22 protein-coding genes, 1 tRNA gene and 1 pseudogene are annotated in these 18,603 nt (G+C 57.7%); 12 read left to right on the plus strand and 12 right to left on the minus strand.

Annotated features, from left to right (window positions below; genetic code table 11):
- Positions 1 to 110: 110 nt before the first annotated feature.
- The 4 genes from BRA62_RS01210 to BRA62_RS01225 form a co-directional block, all read right to left on the minus strand.
- Complete coding sequence (locus BRA62_RS01210) at positions 111 to 1,178, minus strand: hypothetical protein (protein ID WP_292364242.1); 1,068 nt, start codon at positions 1,176 to 1,178, stop codon at positions 111 to 113.
- 387 nt (positions 1,179 to 1,565) lie between these two features.
- Positions 1,566 to 2,042 (minus strand): hypothetical protein, encoded by a 477-nt coding sequence (locus tag BRA62_RS01215; RefSeq protein ID WP_292364243.1) that lies wholly within the window; start codon positions 2,040 to 2,042, stop codon positions 1,566 to 1,568.
- Positions 2,039 to 2,320 carry an ECs_2282 family putative zinc-binding protein gene (locus tag BRA62_RS01220; protein WP_292364244.1) on the minus strand — a complete coding sequence of 94 codons (282 nt, stop codon included), beginning with the start codon at positions 2,318 to 2,320 and terminating at the stop codon, positions 2,039 to 2,041. Before BRA62_RS01220 ends, BRA62_RS01215 begins: the two co-directional genes overlap by 4 nt.
- 241 nt (positions 2,321 to 2,561) lie before the next feature.
- The gene (locus BRA62_RS01225) at positions 2,562 to 3,341 is read right to left on the minus strand and encodes a DUF6293 family protein (protein ID WP_292364245.1); all 780 of its coding nucleotides are present in this window, start codon (positions 3,339 to 3,341) and stop codon (positions 2,562 to 2,564) included.
- A gap of 113 nt (positions 3,342 to 3,454) precedes the next feature.
- Between BRA62_RS01225 and BRA62_RS01230 the strand changes: the two genes are divergently transcribed.
- The 4 genes and pseudogenes from BRA62_RS01230 to BRA62_RS01245 all read left to right on the plus strand — a co-directional run bounded on the left by BRA62_RS01230 (position 3,455) and on the right by BRA62_RS01245 (position 5,807).
- The gene (locus BRA62_RS01230) at positions 3,455 to 4,438 is read left to right on the plus strand and encodes a hypothetical protein (RefSeq protein ID WP_292364246.1); all 984 of its coding nucleotides are present in this window, start codon (positions 3,455 to 3,457) and stop codon (positions 4,436 to 4,438) included.
- 116 nt (positions 4,439 to 4,554) lie between these two features.
- A complete protein-coding gene (locus tag BRA62_RS01235; protein WP_292364247.1) occupies positions 4,555 to 4,947 on the plus strand; it encodes a TIR domain-containing protein in 393 nt (130 codons plus the stop codon).
- Between the two features lie 77 nt (positions 4,948 to 5,024).
- A pseudogene (locus BRA62_RS01240) lies at positions 5,025 to 5,434 on the plus strand (RipA family octameric membrane protein).
- A 100-nt stretch (positions 5,435 to 5,534) separates the two neighbouring features.
- Positions 5,535 to 5,807: a hypothetical protein gene (locus BRA62_RS01245; protein ID WP_292364250.1), complete on the plus strand. Its 273-nt coding sequence runs from the start codon at positions 5,535 to 5,537 to the stop codon at positions 5,805 to 5,807.
- A 202-nt stretch (positions 5,808 to 6,009) separates the two neighbouring features.
- On the opposite strand, the gene BRA62_RS01250 is transcribed toward BRA62_RS01245, so the two are convergent.
- The 6 genes from BRA62_RS01250 to cfbA all read right to left on the minus strand — a co-directional run bounded on the left by BRA62_RS01250 (position 6,010) and on the right by cfbA (position 11,208).
- Positions 6,010 to 6,082 (minus strand) — tRNA-Glu (locus tag BRA62_RS01250).
- 111 nt (positions 6,083 to 6,193) lie between these two features.
- Complete coding sequence (gene ilvE / locus BRA62_RS01255) at positions 6,194 to 7,063, minus strand: branched-chain-amino-acid transaminase (protein ID WP_292364252.1); 870 nt, start codon at positions 7,061 to 7,063, stop codon at positions 6,194 to 6,196.
- Positions 7,064 to 7,212: 149 nt separating this feature from the next.
- Positions 7,213 to 8,577, minus strand: a complete 1,365-nt coding sequence (cfbB, locus tag BRA62_RS01260) for a Ni-sirohydrochlorin a,c-diamide synthase (RefSeq protein WP_292364254.1) — start codon at positions 8,575 to 8,577, stop codon at positions 7,213 to 7,215.
- On the minus strand, positions 8,574 to 9,638 hold the full coding sequence (gene cfbD / locus BRA62_RS01265; RefSeq protein ID WP_292364255.1) for a Ni-sirohydrochlorin a,c-diamide reductive cyclase catalytic subunit: 1,065 nt from the start codon (positions 9,636 to 9,638) through the stop codon (positions 8,574 to 8,576). The genes cfbB and cfbD overlap by 4 nt, the downstream gene beginning before the upstream one ends.
- 2 nt (positions 9,639 to 9,640) lie before the next feature.
- Positions 9,641 to 10,795, minus strand: a complete 1,155-nt coding sequence (cfbE, locus tag BRA62_RS01270; protein ID WP_292364256.1) for a coenzyme F430 synthase — start codon at positions 10,793 to 10,795, stop codon at positions 9,641 to 9,643.
- A gap of 5 nt (positions 10,796 to 10,800) precedes the next feature.
- Positions 10,801 to 11,208, minus strand: coding sequence for a sirohydrochlorin nickelochelatase (cfbA, locus tag BRA62_RS01275; protein WP_292364257.1), 408 nt, complete (start codon positions 11,206 to 11,208; stop codon positions 10,801 to 10,803).
- 75 nt (positions 11,209 to 11,283) lie between these two features.
- Between cfbA and BRA62_RS01280 the strand changes: the two genes are divergently transcribed.
- From BRA62_RS01280 to BRA62_RS01315, 8 genes are all read left to right on the plus strand, one after another.
- Positions 11,284 to 11,781: a Holliday junction resolvase gene (locus tag BRA62_RS01280; RefSeq protein WP_292364258.1), complete on the plus strand. Its 498-nt coding sequence runs from the start codon at positions 11,284 to 11,286 to the stop codon at positions 11,779 to 11,781.
- Positions 11,778 to 12,917 (plus strand): methanogenesis marker 9 domain-containing protein, encoded by a 1,140-nt coding sequence (locus BRA62_RS01285; protein WP_292364260.1) that lies wholly within the window; start codon positions 11,778 to 11,780, stop codon positions 12,915 to 12,917. Before BRA62_RS01280 ends, BRA62_RS01285 begins: the two co-directional genes overlap by 4 nt.
- The gene (locus tag BRA62_RS01290; protein ID WP_292364261.1) at positions 12,904 to 13,710 is read left to right on the plus strand and encodes a triphosphoribosyl-dephospho-CoA synthase; all 807 of its coding nucleotides are present in this window, start codon (positions 12,904 to 12,906) and stop codon (positions 13,708 to 13,710) included. The genes BRA62_RS01285 and BRA62_RS01290 overlap by 14 nt, the downstream gene beginning before the upstream one ends.
- Positions 13,698 to 14,267, plus strand: a complete 570-nt coding sequence (locus BRA62_RS01295) for a DUF447 domain-containing protein (protein ID WP_292364262.1) — start codon at positions 13,698 to 13,700, stop codon at positions 14,265 to 14,267. Before BRA62_RS01290 ends, BRA62_RS01295 begins: the two co-directional genes overlap by 13 nt.
- Before the next feature lie 178 nt (positions 14,268 to 14,445).
- The gene (locus tag BRA62_RS01300) at positions 14,446 to 14,886 is read left to right on the plus strand and encodes a fasciclin domain-containing protein (RefSeq protein ID WP_292364264.1); all 441 of its coding nucleotides are present in this window, start codon (positions 14,446 to 14,448) and stop codon (positions 14,884 to 14,886) included.
- A gap of 176 nt (positions 14,887 to 15,062) precedes the next feature.
- Positions 15,063 to 15,491: a fasciclin domain-containing protein gene (locus BRA62_RS01305; RefSeq protein ID WP_292364266.1), complete on the plus strand. Its 429-nt coding sequence runs from the start codon at positions 15,063 to 15,065 to the stop codon at positions 15,489 to 15,491.
- 128 nt (positions 15,492 to 15,619) lie between these two features.
- Positions 15,620 to 16,045, plus strand: coding sequence for a fasciclin domain-containing protein (locus BRA62_RS01310; protein ID WP_292364267.1), 426 nt, complete (start codon positions 15,620 to 15,622; stop codon positions 16,043 to 16,045).
- A 90-nt stretch (positions 16,046 to 16,135) separates the two neighbouring features.
- On the plus strand, positions 16,136 to 16,561 hold the full coding sequence (locus BRA62_RS01315) for a fasciclin domain-containing protein (protein WP_292364268.1): 426 nt from the start codon (positions 16,136 to 16,138) through the stop codon (positions 16,559 to 16,561).
- A gap of 16 nt (positions 16,562 to 16,577) precedes the next feature.
- Here the strand turns inward: BRA62_RS01315 and uvsE are convergent, their stop codons facing one another.
- Positions 16,578 to 17,483, minus strand: a complete 906-nt coding sequence (gene uvsE, locus BRA62_RS01320; RefSeq protein ID WP_292364269.1) for a UV DNA damage repair endonuclease UvsE — start codon at positions 17,481 to 17,483, stop codon at positions 16,578 to 16,580.
- A gap of 34 nt (positions 17,484 to 17,517) precedes the next feature.
- Entirely contained in the window at positions 17,518 to 18,402 is an 885-nt protein-coding gene (locus tag BRA62_RS01325; RefSeq protein WP_292364270.1) for an A/G-specific adenine glycosylase, read from the minus strand.
- Positions 18,403 to 18,603: the final 201 nt, after the last annotated feature.

Below are 18,603 nucleotides of genomic sequence, written 5' to 3' on the forward strand. Positions count from 1 at the left end.
TGGAGGAATTCAACAAAGCCGAAAAATTAACACCTTATGGTCCGTATTCACAGTTTTGAAACCCTTCTTTAAAAGTGCTTTCTGAATTTTGGAATTCTTACGAGATGCCATCAAAACTCCTCGCCAAAAATTTTCAGGAGTTTGTTTCTGAGAGTAACGGCACTATTGGTAAGATTCGATACATCTTCTTTTACATATTCAGTATAGAGAACCTTCAATTCTTCATTAATTTCTTCCATTCCTTCCTTAAGGTTACTTGCCACAGCGAGGAGATTGAACTCATCATTCAAGACTATGTAACTGTCAGTCTCGTCTTCATAATCCGCATGGATTTCGAGTGGATAGGCAAGTTTTTTGATACTCCCTTCTCCAAAGTCTACCTCTAAAAGTGTCAAAGAATTGGCAGTCTGTAGGGCTGATCGATCATCAAACTCGACAAATATCTTATTCTGCTTTTGCTCCACAATCCCAGAGATTGTGATGAGTTTTGTCATATTCTGGAAGATGAAATCCTGCAGTTCGGGTCCAAATTTACAGATCACTTCGCCTTCCGGAGTATCGAGAATACACTGCCGCTTTCTATCAGCCCGAAATTCAACCAGTCTCCCAGTAAGTTTTCCTTGATACTTCTCAGGTGTCTTCTTAATTGCCTGTTGAAGAACGGGTTTTTGTTTTGGATTCAACTCAACTCTGTGATTGTTAAATCCAATATTCAGGACATATTGGGACTTTTCATCAGGCCAAATTGATTCGAGCTCCTGAAGGCACCTATGCACTCGAAATTCATCCGGAATGATCTCAAAAACTTGGGGAGCAATGTCTTCCTTCTCGGCTGAAATATCGACAATTTCTTTTGTCAATTTTAGTGCACGTTCTCCTATTGTCCCTGGGTCAGGGAAATCGGGGAATGGAAGGGAGGTCTGCTGATCCGCAAGGCCAACAGTCGCCTCAAAGCTGCTGTAATGTAAACCCGTTATGACGAGATCACATCGCACTTTAATCGAATTGGGGAAGTTGCCGCCTGTACGGTATTTATTTCCTTCGAGGTAGTCTCCTGCGATATACATCATGTTCTGAAGAGCACGTAAGTAATCTGCGATAATCGAGATGGAAACCGCTGACTGAGCCTTATTTTTGGGGGCAATCTTTACCTCGATTTTTCTTATGTTGTCTTCCATAAGTCACAAAAACTTCCTTCTTCAGCTGAAGTATCTTTAATTCTTCTGCCGGGCACTTACTTATGAATTAGCCGTGTGGTGTGAAAATAAATAAACTTTCTATTATGGACATGACAAGGTCTGGAGGCGGGAGACCGTTTATGATGCTATTTGAAGAGCCTTTCACGATCATCCGTCCTTGTAATTTCTATCTGCAGATCGCCTCTTCCGTTCCCTGTCAGAACGGATGGACGTGCATGTACAGCCTGCCGGGTCCGATCTCCCCCGTGGTCGGGACCCTTCACGCACGAGCATGACGAGATCCACTGCGGGCGATTTGGCCCGGTTGGTGGAGGTCAACGCGGGCAGAGCATGTGGATGCGCTCCTGTTGACCTTATTTTGAATTTCTACAGCGTGACGTGAACCGTTTTGTCGCTCTTTTTGCCATCTTCGTTTTGCCAGAATAGGCGAACAGCCAACTTACTCTTCGTACTCATTCCCACCACCGCAATCAATTCGACGGACTGTCCACGCTCCAACGATTCGAGTGGAAATTTCTGTTCAATGTCGTGATCGAGAATCATATGATTTCCTTCTGGAAAGTCAATAGTGACGTTATACGCAGTCGCTCTTCCCTTGTTGAATATTTTAAGCCGATGTTTATTACTTCCAATGGTTACAAAATTAGCACCTAAGTCGGCCTTTTTTTCTTGCGTAGCCTCTCGCTCCTCTTTATCAAGTATAAATATATTGAGTTTCTTCTGAATATCTAACAGCTCTTCCTCACGCTTCTTGAATTTATGAGTTCTCCATGTAGCGTATGCAGAGAGCAGCAGAGCAATGATCGCTGTGATCTCACCTAGTGAGATAGTACCATCCGTCATTTTATTGTTATATACTTGTTACCCCGAAACGCTTCTTTAAGGTTCTTTTTAAGTTCCTTTGCAGCATCCTCGACGACTTGGGTGTTAATTTCCGATGCATGTGCGTCGATATTTTCGCCGCTTTCCCGTATCAACTCATCCTTTGTAAACTCTCGATCACAAGAGATACATTTGATTCGTGGTATTGACTCTTCGATGTCATCTTGTATCTCGAACAGATCGCCACCGCACGTAGGGCACACTAGCATTACTTGCCTGTTATATTTGTCCGGGTTCAAAGTTTTCCCTCCTCATCGCAAGGAGCACATTGTAAGTAACTTCGTAGATGTTAGCCCAGTTGCGCTCCACTGTCATCGGCAAGAACTAATTTGCGTCTGACTCTTATACCGCCCTATGTGCATGTATGCCCATATAAAAGTTTCGTTCAATTTCTCTTTTTTAGAGCTAAAATAACGAGACTTTACTGGATGAATACCTATAGCCATATCTAAAACGTTGCATTGTGTTTCTATCTTATAACTAACCCAAGAATTTCAGAATATTTCTCCCCTCCATCGTAAGTTGGATTTCCTTCCGTGTCCCGGTGCCCGCAACCTCAATGAAATTCCACCCTACAAGAGGCTGGATATATTTTCTATCCAACGCTCGATATTTGGCTGATTTCTCATCTTGACTCGATCGATCACCTTGCTTTTTTCGGAGATCTAAATAATGGGCTTCGTTGAGCTCCCCGATAAGGACGTTTTTTGTCAATCGTTCATTGTTTTGAGTCAATTCTTCGATTATCTTCAGCACATTGATCAGGTCTTCACGAGGTCTTTCAATCTTATAACTGGGGATAGAATGGATTTTTTTGCATCCAGTAACTAATGGGCGGTCATTGGCTGTTTTCCCATCATAATCTTCAGGAACAGCATAATATGGATATATATCGCGTTTCTTCTCCTTGAAAATCATAGAGACGAGCATCCCCGCGATTGAATGAATTTTGGTTCCCGTTGAAACATTGATAAAGATGTGATTCTGTGACTCTTCTTCTATAATTTCTCGATATGCTCGGAGTATATCAAACAGATCCCGGTTAATCAAGTCACAGGGTTTGTTCTTCACCTCGCACCGTTGGAGTCTCTCCTGTAAATTGTTGATTATTCCCTGATAATACTCTAATCCATCATCTTCGGTTTCATTTCTTTCCTTGACGAGCCACACTCTATCTGCCGCCATCCTTTCCAGCGGTAACACCACGCGGTCGATATCGTAACCGACCGGTGCAATATGCACTCGAAGGGGGTAGGTCATCACCGAAATCACCAATAGAGTATTGTGATGAACGATATTAACTTTACTAACGATAATAAGGATTATTTTCTGATACGGCGACCTATATCCAACTGAATACTCGGAGTGATTGTTTGGCTGCGAGACTTACTCAAAACCCCGGAAATACTGATATATTTCGGAAACCCGCTTTTTCGGGTGGTTATTCCGAGTCCTGTTTTCCCACCACGGTTCACAAATCCGTATATCCGATAATAAAACTTGGTGAGAGAACCACATACAATCCCGAAAGGCAGATCGATTGCCCAGCAGTGATAATCAAGGCACAACCTCTCGTCTCGAAGGATGGCAGATCGACCACCAGGATGTTCCGTCAAATATGCGATGAAGGAGGTATTCATAGCCATCTTGACTACGATGGTGACGTGATCTTATCGCCAATAATGCCCGATCATGCCATTGCAGGTTTGACCGATGAACTCTATGCCGAACTGATTGATGTCACCGGTGTAAATTCTTACATCACCCCGGATGGCGAGACGTACCTCGGAGAGGCGGCTCACTCTGCTTCTGAAGTGTTTCGGGTATTGGATCAGACCGAAGCGTTGCTCAAGTTGTGCCCAAAGTATACTCCCGTTGGACTTGTGAAGGGATGTACGCTTGAGCAGGTACGGTACCATGCAGCAAGTCTCCAAAGCCTTGGTATTAGGCGATGTTGCTTCCACATGGGTGACTTTTTCCGCGGCTCGCATGCGACCATAAGTGTCGGCATGAGGTTCGCGTCTGCCATCCGAACGATCGTACCTGAGCTGATAATCTATGGTATTGGATCAAGGAGGCACATCAATGCGCTTAGATTCGCAGATGGGTTTGCAACGCAATCGCACTACGTCAAAGCATTCTATGGCTACAAGTACGAAGGGGCGAGATGGGTCAGAGGCCGGGGGCACGTCATCACCTGGGACACGATCATGCTCAATCTCTCTGTGATCAGTCGCTTTGTGGATGATCTATCATACCAACAAGGACTGAATCTGCCATCTGCTGTGAAGGCGGGCCGTACTCGTCGTGTAGGTACTACTGAACAACCGATCAAAAATTCCTGCATTCAAAAGTGAGTGAGAATATGGGTGGTGGCATACGCGGAGAACGGAGATCCTACTCTCCGTTCCGATATCATGACAATGAGAGCCGCAAGCAGACGAAACTACCGGAAGGCTCTGGTGAAAAGAAGATGGCGAGAGTATTCATAAGTTTCCACATCGAAGACGAGGCACAGGTCAATCTCCTGCGCCATCAAGCAAAGACCTCTGACCAACTTGAGTTCACTGACTACTCGGTTAAAGAGCCGTTTGATGACAAGTGGAAGACTCGGTGCACCGAACGGATCAAACAATCGTCTGTCGTTGTTATTGCCATAGGTGAAGAAACGCACACGCGCGAGGCTGTCCTATGGGAAATCCGGAAGGCACACGAGCTGGGTAAGCCCGTAATCGGAATGCGAATTTACAGCGATAAAAACCACAAAATCCCACAGCCTATGATTGAACATGGGGATAAAGTACTGCCGTGGAAGCTATCGGCGTTACAGGCAGAACTGGATAGGATTCAGAGAAATCGTGGGTGATAGTTTCCATGGATACAAAACCCGATGCCGACCCCTCCAAGATGCTCCTGCTGGAGCAGTATAAAATATTCGTGAAAATGGCGGACCGGAACAGCGAACGCAGAGGCCTGACAAATAAATTTATATCACGATCTTGACGGGTCTCCTCGCTTTGACCTCATGGGCGGTTTCGAATACAGTACTCTGTGATGTCATCAACATATTGTTACTTCTCATTGCCGTACTGGGCCTGATACTCTGCGGTATCTGGTTTATCAATATAAACTCGTATAAACAGATGAATCAGGCAAAGTTCACTGTTATTCACGAAATGGAGAAGCGCTTGCCGTTTCCCTGCTACGAAAAGGAATGGGAAATCCTTGAGCATGGAAAGAATCGTAAAAAGTACGTTCCCTATACGAAGGTCGAGCGGTATATTCCGTTGGTCTTAGCAGTACCGTATGGTGTCCTGCTTGTGGTGGCGGTATCCCTTATTTTATCTTCTTGAGCTCGTCTCAAAATGGTCCAGATCTTGGTAACTATGCCAAGCGGATCAGGCCAAAGAAATATATCCACCATATTGCTAATGTTCAAGAAAGGGAATACTCATGGCGCAAGATCAATGTGAAAGCCCTTCAGATAAGGTTCGATCTTATTGCAGAGATCAGATCATCGTTCCTGCCAGAAGGAACGGTGTAACTACAGTAACAATTCGATCTGGAGATGTTCACGGTGAACTTGGATTCAAAAATAGACTTCCACTTGTTTGTTCTGCGCTTGGATCGAAAAAATTTGAGGAGATGGCAAGGGTGAGTAGAATTTCAATAGAGGGACCTGTTAATGGAGCAAATACGAAATACACCTTTCAACTTAGGCCCTAAAACAAATGCAGTGTAGATCTTTGGAACGGCTCGACCCAATATGTAGTTGCATTATCGTCACCAGGCATCGGTCACAGAAGGTGCCACACCTACTGCACACTAGAGATAACATCTTCAGGTGGCTCTCACTTTTGTCGATATTTTGATAATCGAATGTGTATTGAACATTCGTCCCAGATATGTCCATTTTTTCAGAACAGTATGCTGCTATGGGGATTTGAACCCCAGTCGTCGGCGTGAAAGGCCGACATGATTGGCCCCTACACTATAGCAGCCCATGCAATGTGCCATACAACTTCGATGCCTGGAGATAAAAAAGTTATGTCGGGGAAATCCCGGCCGACCGCCCGGAGACCGGGGCTTCCCTGCCCGGGGACCCGGACAGCTTACTCGTAGATCGGGCTTCCCTCTTTCTGGGTGACGGTCTTGAAGGCCGCCATCAGCTGCCGGGTGACGGGGCCGGGCTTGCCGTTCCCGATGACCCTGCCGTCGATCTCGCGGATCGGCGCGACTTCCGCCGCCGTCCCGGTGACGAAGACCTCGTCGGCCGCGTAGAGGTCGTAGTAGCCGAGGTTCCGCTCGAGGAGCGTGATGCCCATCGACTCCGCGATCTCGAGCACGACCTGGCGTGTGATGCCGCGCAGGTTGTTCAAGGTCGGCGGGGTGACGATGGCGCCGTTCTTGACGACGAAGATGTTGTCGCCCGACCCTTCGGAGATGTTGCCCTTGATGTCGAAGAAGATCGCTTCGTCCACGCCGCGGTAGTTCGCCTCGATCTTCGCGAGGATGTTATTTAAGTAATTGAGGCTTTTGACGTTCGGCGGCATCGCTTCCGGCGGGGTGCGCCTGACCGAGACGCAGACCGCCCGGAGGCCCTTCTCGTAGAGGTCGCCGTACATCGCGCCCCAGCTGACGGCGATGACGATGACGGTCGCTTTCTTGCACTTCCGGGGGTCGAGGCCGAGGTCGCCGACGCCCCTCGTCACGATCGGGCGGATGTAGGCGTCTTTTAGGTTGTTCCGCCGCAGGGTCTCCTTGATTGCCTCGGCAAACTCCTCCCGCGTGATCGGGACGGCAAGGTCGATCGTCTTCGCCGAGTCGTAGAGCCGCGCGAGATGCTCTTCAAGACGGAAGACCTTGCCGTTGTAGGCGCGTATCCCCTCGAAAACGCCGTCGCCGTAGAGGAGGCCGTGGTCGAAGACCGAGATCTTCGCCTCCTCTTCCGGGACGTACCTGCCGTCAAGGTAAATTATCATGGGAGTAGTGTGGTATCGATTTGTTTGTATGTTTTGCGTTTCGTGCACCGGGCGTCCGGCGGGAGGCCGGGACGCTCTCGAAGATGAAGCCCGGAGAGTTTTCAGACACAGTCTGGGGGGGTTCCGGCAGAAATGTGCTGCCCGGGCTCTCAGCCCCGGCAGCAGTCCACGAAGTGCGCGAGCATCCCTCTGCTCGCCACCGGGTGGAGGTGCGTATAACTCCCGAGTGTCCGGTCCCGCACCGCACCGTCGCACCCGTCCCGGATCCCGTTCCCCCGGCTCAGCCGGTAGGCGAAGCGGGTTTCCGGGGCGAGGCGGACGCTGCTGTAGTGGAACTCGTGCCCCTTGAACGCCGCCTCGCCCATGGGGCTCCCCGCCGCGCTCGTCCCCACGACGTAGCCGAGCATCCGACGGGCCGGCATCCGTGTCTCGCCCGAAAATACCCCGGCGAGTTCGTAGACCCTCTCCCTATCCGCGTCCATGAACCCCGGGGCGAGGACCATCCGGTCGGTGAGGTAGATGAGGCCCCCGCACTCCGCGTAGATGGGCGTGCCGTTCCGGGAGACCTCGCGGAGCCCCTCTCGCATCGCGGTGTTCGCCTCGAGTTCACGGCCGAAGAGTTCCGGGTAGCCGCCGCCGAGGATGTAGCCGTCGGCTTCCGGCAGGGTATCGTGGATCGGGGAGAACGGGACCGCCTCCGCACCGCACGACGAGAGCACGTCGAAGAGGTCGGCGTAGTAGAAGTTGAACGCCTCGTCGAGCGCGACGCCTATCCGGACGTCCGGATCGGGAGCCGCATACATGGAACTCTCCGCCGGCTGCTCGAGATCCGCTGCGAGCGCGAGCAGGGCGCCCGCGTCGACGTGCTCCCCTATCTTCTGCTTGATCACGTCGATCCGTTCCAGGAACCCCCCGTGTTCCTGCCCTTCCCGGTAGGGGACGAGTCCGAGGTGGCGCATGGCAAGCTCCATCTCCTCTGTCCGGGGGATGGTGCCGACGACCGGGATGCCGCAGTAGTGCTCGATCGCACGGACCGCCTTCTCCCGGTGGCGGGTCCCGGTGACGTTGTTTAAGATGACCCCCCGGATATCGACGTCCGGGTCGAATGCCTGAAAGCCCTTCACGATCGCCGCCGCGCTCCGGGTGATGCTCCGGGCGTTGATGACCAGAACGACCGGCAGGTCGAGTTGCTTCGCGATAGCAGCGGTGCTCCCGAGGTCGGTGAGCGCCTCCGCGCCCTCGAAGAGCCCCCGCACTCCCTCGACGACGGCGATATCCGCCCCCCGGCAGCCGTGCGCAAAGACCGCCCGGATCTGGTCCGGGCTCATCACGTAGCCGTCCAGGTTCCGGCAGGGCCGGCCCGTCACCCCGGCGAGGTAGGACGGGTCGATATAGTCCATCCCCACCTTGAAGGTCTGGACGGTTCGGTCGGCCGAGAGGAGGGCCGAGAGCGCGAGGGTGATACTCGTCTTTCCGCTCCCGGAGCGGTCGCCGGCGACGAGGAAGGACTTCATCGCATGCTCCGGAGAACCGCCCCGAACTCGCTTGCGACGATATCCCGGACCCCGAGGGTCTTCGGGTGCAGGTCGATCTCGACCATGACGTGCCGGTGCCCCATCTCCCGGAGCGGCTCCACCTGCCGGGGGCCGTTCGTGATCGAGAAGACCTCGATACCTTCCGTGTACTCCGGCGGGACGGCGTGCGGAACCCCGACCATGAGGGCGAAGTCCGGTTCGAGTTCCCGGATCCGCTCCCCGATCGCGGGGCCGTTTGCGCCGTACTCGTCCAGCGCCCCGAGGAGTTCGGGGTCGACCCCGCGCTCCCGCATCCCGGCGAGGATCCGGGCGGCGTCCTCCCGGACCTTCGGGAGGCCGCGATCTTCGAGGTTCGCGAGGTAGGTGATCCTGCCCTCAGGACAGGCATCGTGGAGGGCGAGGAGTTCGTCGGCAAACATGTAGGCGGTCTCTTTCTTCGCGTTCATGACCGCAACGCCGGTAGCCCCGGAGTCGGCGAGTTCCGCGAGGCGCTGTGCCGCGACGTGCTTGAGGTCGCCGCGGGAGGGCTCGATGTAAGTCCGCGATGCCGCTCCCCGCAGCCGCTCCACCTCGTTTGCCTTTGCTAACAGGTAGCGCTGGCGCTCCAGTTCGTCGCCGCTGATCCAGCCGGCATCGGCCGCCGGCTCGAGCGTCGCAAGCACGCCGTCGATGTTCTCCCGGAACCCGGCGTGAATGTCTACCGCGATCGCCGGCGTCTCAACCCCTGCGTCCCGGATCGCGGACTGGAGGTCTTCCCCGATGATCATCGCGACACACGTCCCGACGACCGCCATCCGCCGGGGCGAAAACGTCTCCTCCGCGTAGCGGAGCACCCGCATGAGCGGATCGTGCCCGCCGAAGATGAACTCGTTGTCGGCAAGCGATGTCGTCAGCACCCGCATGCCGTCCTCCTCGAGGAGACGGGCGTGCTTGAACGAACAGCCCGACGGGCCGTGGAGGATCGCCACGTCCACCCCCAGGTCGCGGGCGGTGTAGAGCGCCGCGACAATTGAACTCGGTCTTGGTTGAATGTAATCCATACTTATCTCCACGTCTTTACCGCGAGGACGATCGCGCCCGCCGGGGTGATCTGCCGGGCTGCATCGAGCCCCGCGTCGATGGTCGCCGCCGGATGGCCCTCCCCGACGTAGACCGTCGCCGAGGGCCTGACGGCCGCCACCGTCCGCCGGACATCCTCCGGACAGAACCCCTCGCAGACCGCCCGTGCCTCTTCGCCGATGACGAGTGTCAGGGGGCCGTTGCCCGAGAGTTCCCTCGCGTAGCGGGCGGCTTCAATGGTGGTCACCGCGTTCGTCCCGCTGTTCGCGTTATCGAGGATCAGGAGGTCTCCCTCCCACCGGGCCGCCATCCGGCCGGGGAGAGCGGCGAACCGCCCGAGGGGTGAAGGATCGACCCCGAGCACGCAGGCGGTCGCGGCCGCGAGGATGAGGGGGGTGCGGTAGCCCGCAAGGGTGCAGAGCGGGTTAGCAAAGGTGCCGGCGATCCCGGACCCGGCGTACCGGCAGGTCTGCCCCTCGAAGGATACCATCTCATCGGCGGCGACCCCACCTGGAAGATCGATCCCCGGCGGGAGCACGACCTTCGGCGCCCGGGCGAGCAGCCGGCACTTCTCCGCGATCGCGTGTTTTTTCCCCGCCGCGACCGGGTAGTCCTCCGGCGAGGTCAGCACCGCCACGTCCCCGGCGGCGGCGACCCCGAGCGACTCCTCGGCGACCAGCCACCCGCCGATCCGTTCCGCCTCACGCACTGCCGGGATAAGGGAAGCGGGGGTGATGCTCTTCTTCCAGAGCAGTTCCCGCTCCGGGTAACGGTAGGTCCCGGTCGAGGTGTGGAGGATGCCCGGGCCCGGCAGCAGCGAGGCAAGGGCGTGGGCGGTGGTGGTCTTCCCCCGTGCCCCGGTGATCTCGATGAAAGGGTGCGGGAGCCGGCCGTCGAGGACCCGCTTCACCATCTCGTGGTGCGGGACCGCGGGCCCGTGATGCCGCAGAAGTGGGTGATCGGGGTCGAGGTGGACCGGTGCAGTGACGAGATCGTATGTGCGGACGAGTGCCTCCTCGATGGAGATGCCGGCCTGTCCCCGGTAGACGTCCACCTCGTCCACCTGGTGGCCGGCACCACGGAGCGCCCCGGCGAGCTCCGCCCCGCCGTGGATGGTATCCAGCACCAGGATTCGCATGCCCTTCAGGGTTTCAGTTCGGCGATCGCGTCGGACGCGTTCTTCAGCATCAGTTCGGCAAGGAGCGGGTCGCTGCCGATGGGGTTTGCGTAGACAAGCGGGACTGCCTTCCCATTCAGCTGGAACATGCCGTTCCGGGTCCCCTCGGGGAGGCCGAGAAGTTCGGGGATGTCCTTGTTGATGTGGACGCCTTTGGCGAGGAAGAGCGGGACGACGACCAGCATGTCGATATCTTCGCTTCGGAACGCCTCGAGCTGCTCCTCCACCGTCGGCGTGTTGAGGCTCATGAAACCGGGTTTGACAAGGAATTCATCGGTCTTTTCGGCGATGATCCCTGCGGTGGTTTCGATAAGTTCCTTATTGTACGGGAGCTTGCTCCCATGTCCGATCAGTAACATTCCCTTTTTACCCATATGTTACAAGGTACTACGATACTATATTAAAATAATTACCGATTGTTTTTAAGGGCCCGGTTCAAGATCTATGTGATGGCAAACTTCGAACGGGAGATCACCTACTGCGTCAACCGATTCTTCACTCACCGGCAGATCCACGGGTTCGCCTACCGGCTCAAGCAGAGCAAATTCAATACCCAGTACGTCGACGTCCTCGTGGACTCTCTCGACCCCCGCTACTACCTGGCCATCGAGTGCAAGTCGATATCGGGCAAGAAGATCTACTTCTCCCAGCACTTCCACTTCGACAAGAACAACGTCCACCAGATAGACGCGATCACCGACTTCATCAAGAGGACCGGGCGGCGGGGGTTTCTTGCCGTCGAGTTCCGGTTCGGCGCGGGGAGGGCGAAGGAGGCATACCTCATGCCCTGGGACACGGTGCTTCAATACTACGGGAACGTCCCCGGCATCTCGATAGACGATTTCCGGCTCTGCTGTGCGCTCATCCGCTCCGGTGAGGAGTACGACCTCCCGGGCCTGGATACAAATCAATATCCTCTCTCACCGCCAACAGATGGAGAAGCATGATGGAAGCATATGATCGTTTTGAACTCCTCATAAACGATCGGATCGTGAAAACACCGATAGCAATCGCATCCATGGCCGGGATCGTGGATGCGGCCTACGTCCTCGAGCGGGCGGCTCATATCGGGGCGGCCTTCATCGGCGGCTACTCCATCGACGGCCCCACCCTTGACGCGAGCCGGCAGATGGCAGAGGCGGGTCGGAAAGAGTTTTTATACGACGATCCCCTGGAAGCGCTGGAAAAAGAGATCGATGCCCTTAAACAGAGCGACGTTGTCGCGGGTATCAACCTCCGCGGGAGCACTCCTGCCGCCTACGGGGAGGTTGCCGAGGCTTTTGAAAACCGCGTGGTCTACGAGATCGACGCCCACTGCCGGCAGCCTCCGATGCTTGACGCCGGGTGCGGCGAGTACCTCCTGCAGCATCCGGCAAAACTCGTCGAGATCATCCGGGCCTTGAAAGCGGCGGATGTGACCGTCTCGGTGAAGGTCCGGGCAGGTATCGCGGCGAACGACGCCGACCTCGCCCGCACCGTCTGGAAGGCGGGGGCGGATATCCTCCACGTGGACCTGATGGACTTCGGGCACAACAAGGTCCGCCAGATCCGCAACGCCTCTCCCCTGATGCTGATCGCGAACAATTCCATAACCACGTTCGATAAAGCGATGGATGCCTTCTCCCACGGGGCGGATCTCGTCTCCCTTGCCAGGCAGTCCGATCCCTGGACGCTTGCCGGCCTCGATGCCGCCATCACCCGGTCCGCCGACGAGGGCGGGTGGTACAACGCCCCGAAACAGCTCTGCCGCGGCGGCGATATTCGGGCGCTCGCCTTCTGCTGCATGCCGGTGAAGGCCTGCCCGCTCATCCCGACCCTCGAGAGGATCGGGCTCTCCCGGAACGACTACCTGAGAGTCAAACAGGAGGCGGTGGAGGGGACCCCGCTCGACGACGGAAAGAACACCTGTTTCGGGAGCCTCGCCTGGTGCTGCAAGATGAGCTCTCCCTGCATGTTCCGCAACATGACCCTTGAGAAGAAAGGCCTCTCTCCGCGGGAGTACATGCGGTGCAAGCACCACCTCTCGGAGAAGATCCTGCACAGTGTATTTGGTGGAGAAGAAACCGCCGATGAATCGATCTGAACGTGCGCAGATGGCGATGATGCTCGAGGTCTGCGCCTACCCGAAACCCGGGAACGTGGACCGGTGCCACGACTACCCGGACACCCGCCTCGAGCATTTCCTCGCCTCGACGATCCTCGCGGGACCCGTCTTCTATGCGGCCGAGAGGGCCGGCGGCCGGGTCGGGAGCCTGATCCGGGAGGCGGTCATGCGCACGAACGACCACGCCGGGGGAAACACCCACTTCGGGGCGTTCATCCTGCTCGTCCCGCTCGTCCTCGGGGGAGATATCGAAGGGGCGCGGAGGGTCGTCGCCGGGACCGATGTCGAGGACGCAATCGATTTTTACGCGGCGTTCGGCCTTACCAATGTCCGGATGGGAAAGAGCGACGACCTGGACGTGAACGACCCGGCCTCGGTCGCCGTGATAAGGGAGCGGGGCATGACCCTTGCCGACGTCATGGCCTACTCGGCGCCCCGGGACATGGTCGCCCGCGAGTGGACGAACGGATTTGCCCTGACCCGGCGGTGCGCGAACCTGCTGCATTCGCACGGGAGTGGGCGTGAAGCGATCGTCGCGGCGTTCCTCGACCTCCTCGCTTCAGTGCCGGATACCTTCATCGTGAAGAAGCACGGGATGGAGACCGCGGAGAGGACGATGCGGTGTGCGGCCGAGGTGCTCGGCGGTGGCCGCGATCTTCGCGCCTTCGACGCCGAGTGCGTCGATGCCGGCATCAACCCGGGCTCGATCGCCGACATCGTCATCGCCGGGATATACGTGGCGCTCGGGGAGGGATGGCAATGGGACTGCTGACCGAGGGGATCAACGAGGTTATCGCGACCACCGACGGCAACGCCGCTCCCATGGGGATCATCAACCGGGGCGGCTCCCTGCACATGGTCCTCTTCCGGGGGAGCCATACGGCGAGGAACATCGCCCGGGACCGCTGGGTGGTGGCGAACTTCGTCTTCGATCCCGTGATCTACGTCCGGACCGCCTTCGACGATCTCCCCGAGGATGCCTTCGTCTTCGAAGAGATCAACGGGATGGTCGTCTGCCGCCTCCGCGACGCGGAGGCCTGGGCCGCGTTTGCCGCCGACGTGGAGCGGTCGAGCGACGAGGCGCTCGTCGTCCGGCTCGTCCCCGTCCACGAAGGGGTGCTCGACCTGCGGCTGCACCCGGTGAACCGGGGCTTTGCCAGCATCGTGGACGCAACGGTCCATGCCACCCGCTATATCAGGAGTCGCGACCCGTGGCTTAAACAGCTGATCGAGCACCACACCGGCCTCGCCCGGAAGTGCGGCGGCTCCCGGGAATGGGAGGCGCTCGAACTCCTCGAGCGGTATATCGGCGACCTGATTCGCGAGTGACGGTTTTGCCGTTGCCGGGTCCGATCCCCCCGTTCTTCGCGGGGAGCGGGGGCGGACCCCGCCGCCCGGCCCGCAGACAGAGGCGCGTATCTCCACTACGGTTTTCATAATATTGAGAATATAATAATCCATATATACGATAACATACCACGAACCGCCCCGCAGGGAGGTACCTGGTATGGCGAAGATCTTTGAGACGTTACAGAACGATGGGAGGTTCGGCAGGCTCGTCGAGATTATCCGGACCCTCGGCGAGGAGAAGATGCTGCAGGGCGAGGGGCCGATGACGTTCTTTGCTCCGGTCGATTCGGCATGGGATGCGATCCCCGAGCCGAACCGGGCGATGATCTTAAACGACAAACAGATGCTCTCGCACCTGATCGACTTCTTCACGATCGGCAACCATAAGTGCACGCTCGATGCGCTGCTCGAAAAGAACGTCGTGCAGACCGTCGAAGGGAACCCCATCATGGTCCGGAAGACCGAGCAGGGCACCCAGGTGGACGAGGCCGTCGTGCTCGAGGGGAACATGGAGGCGGACAACGGTATCATCCACGTCCTTGACGGAATCCCCTTCGTGACGCTCTCGCAGGCATTCGAGGCCTACGCAACGAAGTGAGCAGGACCACGGGCGGACATGACTTCACGGTCCGACCGGAATCTTTTTTCACGCGGACTCCTTCCGGCGGGAAAAGGTGCGCAGATTCGGGCCCTATCCCCCTCGACGACCGTCCCTGGAGCCCTGATCTGCTATGTCCGTAATTATATATATCTGGCTAAATGATCCGTGGGTCCATGAAGAGCATCTTTGAGACGGCCCGGGAAGACGATCGGTTGAGCACCTCCGTTGCGATGCTGCAGGCCGGGGGGATGGCGGAGACGCTCCGGGGAGAGGGGGAGTATACGGCATTGTTTCCGACGAATGAGGCGTATTCCGGGTTTCCACGGGAGGTGCTGGACGCTATCACGGAGGACCGGGAGCGGCTCGAGAGCATGGTCCTGTACCACGTGATCCAGGGCAAACTCACCACGCAGGAACTGGCACGGATGGAGGCGATCAGGACCCTGCAGGGGGACCACCTGGATATCGCGGGCCCTCCGGAGGCGATGCGGCTGAACGATGCCGCCGTCATCCAGCCCGATGTCGAGTGCACGAACGGCATCTATCACGTCATCGACAGGGTGCTCCTGCCTCGGGCGGTCGAGGCACGGGTGAAGAGGTAGGTTCAGGCCCGGCGCATGTCCGGCAACGGGGGTCGGGGGATGCCGGAAACCGGCCCCGGGAGCCGTGCGGAACCACCCGTAATTTTATATACTCCCGTCTCTTCATCTCCCGCCGGGAGTTGGTTCAAATGAAGAGTATCCTCGCGACCCTGCAGGAATCGGGATCGTTTGCCACGTTTCTCGACCTCGTACGGGCGGCCGGCATGGAGGAGCGGTTGAGCACTGAAGGACCTTACACGCTCTTCGTCCCGGACGACGATGCGTTCCGGGCTGTATCCGGGTCGGAACTCGACACGATTCGCCGGGATGCCGACCGGCTCGCCGAGACCCTGAACTACCATATCGTCCCGGGAGTCCATTCCATGATTGACCTTCTCGGCATACGGACGCTCCGGTCGCTCCAGGGAGAAGACCTGACCGTGGAGGTTGCATCGGAGGGGGTGCTGGTCAATAACGTGCTGGTCGTCGAGGCCGATGCGTGGTGTACCAACGGGATCTGCCATGCGGTCTCCGCACTGCTTCTGTCGCCTGTTGCAAGAGCTGCTGCTGCATAGAAGAGTCCGGGGCCGGCACCATCCGGCCGGAGGCCCGGGAGAACGTATAAATAATCCGGCACATGTAGTGATGCGATTGGAGAGAGCAGCATGAAGAACATCATCGAAACCCTGGAGGACTCCAATAACCTCACCGTATTTCTCGAACTGATCAGGATGTCGGGCATGGAGCCGATGCTCCGCGAGAGGGGGCCGTACACGGTCTTCGTCCCGACGGACGAGGCGTTTGCGAGGGTTCCAGACGAACGGATGGACGAGCTCCGGCAGGACGCGGACAAACTCCTTCTCATCACGAGCTACCACGTCGTGCCGGGGCAGTTGACCTCGGAGGATCTCCGGAGCATCGCTGCCGTCAGGTCGAGCCTCGGGACCGACCTTGTCATACGGTCGTCGGATAAAGGCATCACCGTCAACAGCGTCCCCATCGTCGAGGCAGACGCGTTCTGTACCAACGGCATCTGCCACGCCATCAGCGCGGCGCTCGTCCCGCCGACGATAGACGTCGTTACACCCTGAGGAGGAGCCCCCGGACTTACCGCTCTCGCGGCATGAGGAACCGCCCGTCCCGGCGGGCGATCCCGACGGCGGCAAGAGCGCTCTTCTCTTTATCCTTGATCTCGAGCATGATGTCCATATCAGCCGGCGCGGTCTCGGCGAGGAACCGCTCGAAGTCGGCATTATCAAGGCTCTCTGCGTGCCGACCCTTCCGCCCGCCGGGCATCGGGGTGCTGTAATCGATCATCGGAATGCCGTCTTCGGCCCGCCAGGTTGCGCCGGACAATTCGACCGCTTCGGCCACCCCGGCGCCCGAGGGGTTGACCTGGTGGTGGAAGACGTCGAAGAGCACCGGGATGCCGGTCTCCTCGTGGATGCGGAGGCAGTCGGCCAGGGTGTAGCGCGAGTCGTCGTTCTCGACGACCAGCCGGCGGAGGATGCTCTCATCGAGGCGGGAATATACGCTCGCGAACCGTTCCATGCTCGCCTTCTTATCACCGTATACGCCGCCGACATGGATCTGGATTTTCGCGGTCCCATCGAGGCGCATGGCGTCGAGGACGGCGGCGTGGTAGCGGAGTTCCGCGACGCTCTTCTCAACGACACCAGGGTCTTTCGCGTTGATGACGACGAACTGGTCGGGGTGCATAGAGATCCGCATCCCGTGCTCGCGAATGAATCGGCCGATCTCGCGAAACGGCTCCGCGAAGGTCTCCTGCCAGTTTGCGGTGCAGACCGGGTGCGACGCGAACGGCACGAGGCCGGAGCCGATCCGGAAGAAGAGGATGCACTCTCTTTGGTTGAAGCGGAGGATCTCTGCAAGACAGCGGAGGTTCTCCCGGACGGTCTCCTCCAGTCGTTCGTCGGAGTAGGAGGAGAGCCGAAACGTGCGGCCCGGGGAGCAGCCGATGCTCCGGTTGATGCACGGGTAGCCGATCTTCATGCTTCTTTCGGGTGATCCCGTACGGGTATCAACCTTACCTACAGGTGTACGCACCCTCGCTCTCGGCGACGAACCCCTCCCGTGCGAGGTCCCCGAGAATCCTCTTCACCCGTCCGGGCTCTTCGCAGAGCCGGAGGATCACCTCCTTCTCCGTGACCGTCCCCTCTTCGAGGACGAGCGCGAGGATCCGCCCCCTGATCTGCCGGTCGGACCCCTCGAACCGGCTCTGCCGGGAGTAGGATGCGCTCCTCCGGTTCGGGTTCGCCGTCCGTTTCTTCAACACCGTGCCGTAGTCCATCATCGCACTATACCACTCCCGCGGGTTCTCGTGATCAAGGGTCCTCTCTACGAGCGGGAGGACCTCGTCGTCCCGGACATCCTTCCGGTCCTGGAAGAAGAAGTGGATGAAGATCCGCCGGATGTTCGTCTCGACATAAACGACCGGCATGTTGAACGCATACGCAACAATGGCCGACGCGGTCGCGTTTCCGATGCCGGGGAAGGTCGCGAGCGTCTCGACGTCGGCGGGAAGTTCCCCGCCGTGGTCGTCCACGACGCGCCGGGCGGTCTCCTGGAGCGCGATCGCCCGGCGGTTGTAGCCCATGCCCTGCCAGGCGAGGAGCACCTCGCTTCTGGGGGCACGGGCAAGGCTCTCGAAGTCCCCGAATCGTTCGAGGAACTCGCCGTATTTCACGGCGACCCGCTCGACCTGGGTCTGCTGGAGCATGATCTCGGAGACCAGGATCCGGTAGGGGTCGGCGGTGTGCCGCCAGGGGAGGTCGCGGCCGTGGGCACGGTAGTACGAGAGGATGAGATCCCGGAAGAGGCGGATGTTCTCCGGGGTTGCCCCCTGCTCGCGGATCGCGTCAAGGAGCCGGCGTTCGCGCTCGTTCTGGTCGGGGTCGAGGCTGCCGATCACGGTAGATCATCTGTCTGACAGGAGGAAATAGGTTGGGCACCCGGGGGTGGGGATGTTAAATGGCACTGAGAACGGCAGTTATAACGCCCCCCTGCTCCAAGAGATGCCCCTTCACGCGTGCCAACTCAAGCACCGTACACTGGACCGTGGGAATATCGCCATAGGGGGAGGGGTTGCAGGGGAGGGGGGTCTCCCCCCTCC

Origin of the sequence: Methanoculleus sp. UBA208, from assembly GCF_002498065.1 — an archaeon.
In the GTDB taxonomy this organism is placed as follows: domain Archaea; phylum Halobacteriota; class Methanomicrobia; order Methanomicrobiales; family Methanoculleaceae; genus Methanoculleus.

What these genes read in the sequence shown, in the direction of transcription:
- BRA62_RS01210 (WP_292364242.1), bottom strand. Translation starts at nt 1,178, where the DNA reads ATGGAAGACAACATAAGAAAAATCGAGGTAAAGATTGCCCCCAAAAAT.
- BRA62_RS01215 (WP_292364243.1), bottom strand. Translation starts at nt 2,042, where the DNA reads ATGACGGATGGTACTATCTCACTAGGTGAGATCACAGCGATCATTGCT.
- BRA62_RS01225 (WP_292364245.1), bottom strand. Translation starts at nt 3,341, where the DNA reads ATGACCTACCCCCTTCGAGTGCATATTGCACCGGTCGGTTACGATATC.
- BRA62_RS01235 (WP_292364247.1), top strand. Translation starts at nt 4,555, where the DNA reads ATGGCGAGAGTATTCATAAGTTTCCACATCGAAGACGAGGCACAGGTC.
- BRA62_RS01245 (WP_292364250.1), top strand. Translation starts at nt 5,535, where the DNA reads ATGGCGCAAGATCAATGTGAAAGCCCTTCAGATAAGGTTCGATCTTAT.
- ilvE (WP_292364252.1), bottom strand. Translation starts at nt 7,063, where the DNA reads ATGATAATTTACCTTGACGGCAGGTACGTCCCGGAAGAGGAGGCGAAG.
- cfbB (WP_292364254.1), bottom strand. Translation starts at nt 8,577, where the DNA reads ATGAAGTCCTTCCTCGTCGCCGGCGACCGCTCCGGGAGCGGAAAGACG.
- cfbD (WP_292364255.1), bottom strand. Translation starts at nt 9,638, where the DNA reads ATGGATTACATTCAACCAAGACCGAGTTCAATTGTCGCGGCGCTCTAC.
- cfbE (WP_292364256.1), bottom strand. Translation starts at nt 10,795, where the DNA reads ATGCGAATCCTGGTGCTGGATACCATCCACGGCGGGGCGGAGCTCGCC.
- cfbA (WP_292364257.1), bottom strand. Translation starts at nt 11,208, where the DNA reads ATGGGTAAAAAGGGAATGTTACTGATCGGACATGGGAGCAAGCTCCCG.
- BRA62_RS01280 (WP_292364258.1), top strand. Translation starts at nt 11,284, where the DNA reads ATGGCAAACTTCGAACGGGAGATCACCTACTGCGTCAACCGATTCTTC.
- BRA62_RS01285 (WP_292364260.1), top strand. Translation starts at nt 11,778, where the DNA reads ATGATGGAAGCATATGATCGTTTTGAACTCCTCATAAACGATCGGATC.
- BRA62_RS01290 (WP_292364261.1), top strand. Translation starts at nt 12,904, where the DNA reads ATGAATCGATCTGAACGTGCGCAGATGGCGATGATGCTCGAGGTCTGC.
- BRA62_RS01295 (WP_292364262.1), top strand. Translation starts at nt 13,698, where the DNA reads ATGGGACTGCTGACCGAGGGGATCAACGAGGTTATCGCGACCACCGAC.
- BRA62_RS01300 (WP_292364264.1), top strand. Translation starts at nt 14,446, where the DNA reads ATGGCGAAGATCTTTGAGACGTTACAGAACGATGGGAGGTTCGGCAGG.
- BRA62_RS01305 (WP_292364266.1), top strand. Translation starts at nt 15,063, where the DNA reads ATGAAGAGCATCTTTGAGACGGCCCGGGAAGACGATCGGTTGAGCACC.
- BRA62_RS01310 (WP_292364267.1), top strand. Translation starts at nt 15,620, where the DNA reads ATGAAGAGTATCCTCGCGACCCTGCAGGAATCGGGATCGTTTGCCACG.
- BRA62_RS01315 (WP_292364268.1), top strand. Translation starts at nt 16,136, where the DNA reads ATGAAGAACATCATCGAAACCCTGGAGGACTCCAATAACCTCACCGTA.
- uvsE (WP_292364269.1), bottom strand. Translation starts at nt 17,483, where the DNA reads ATGAAGATCGGCTACCCGTGCATCAACCGGAGCATCGGCTGCTCCCCG.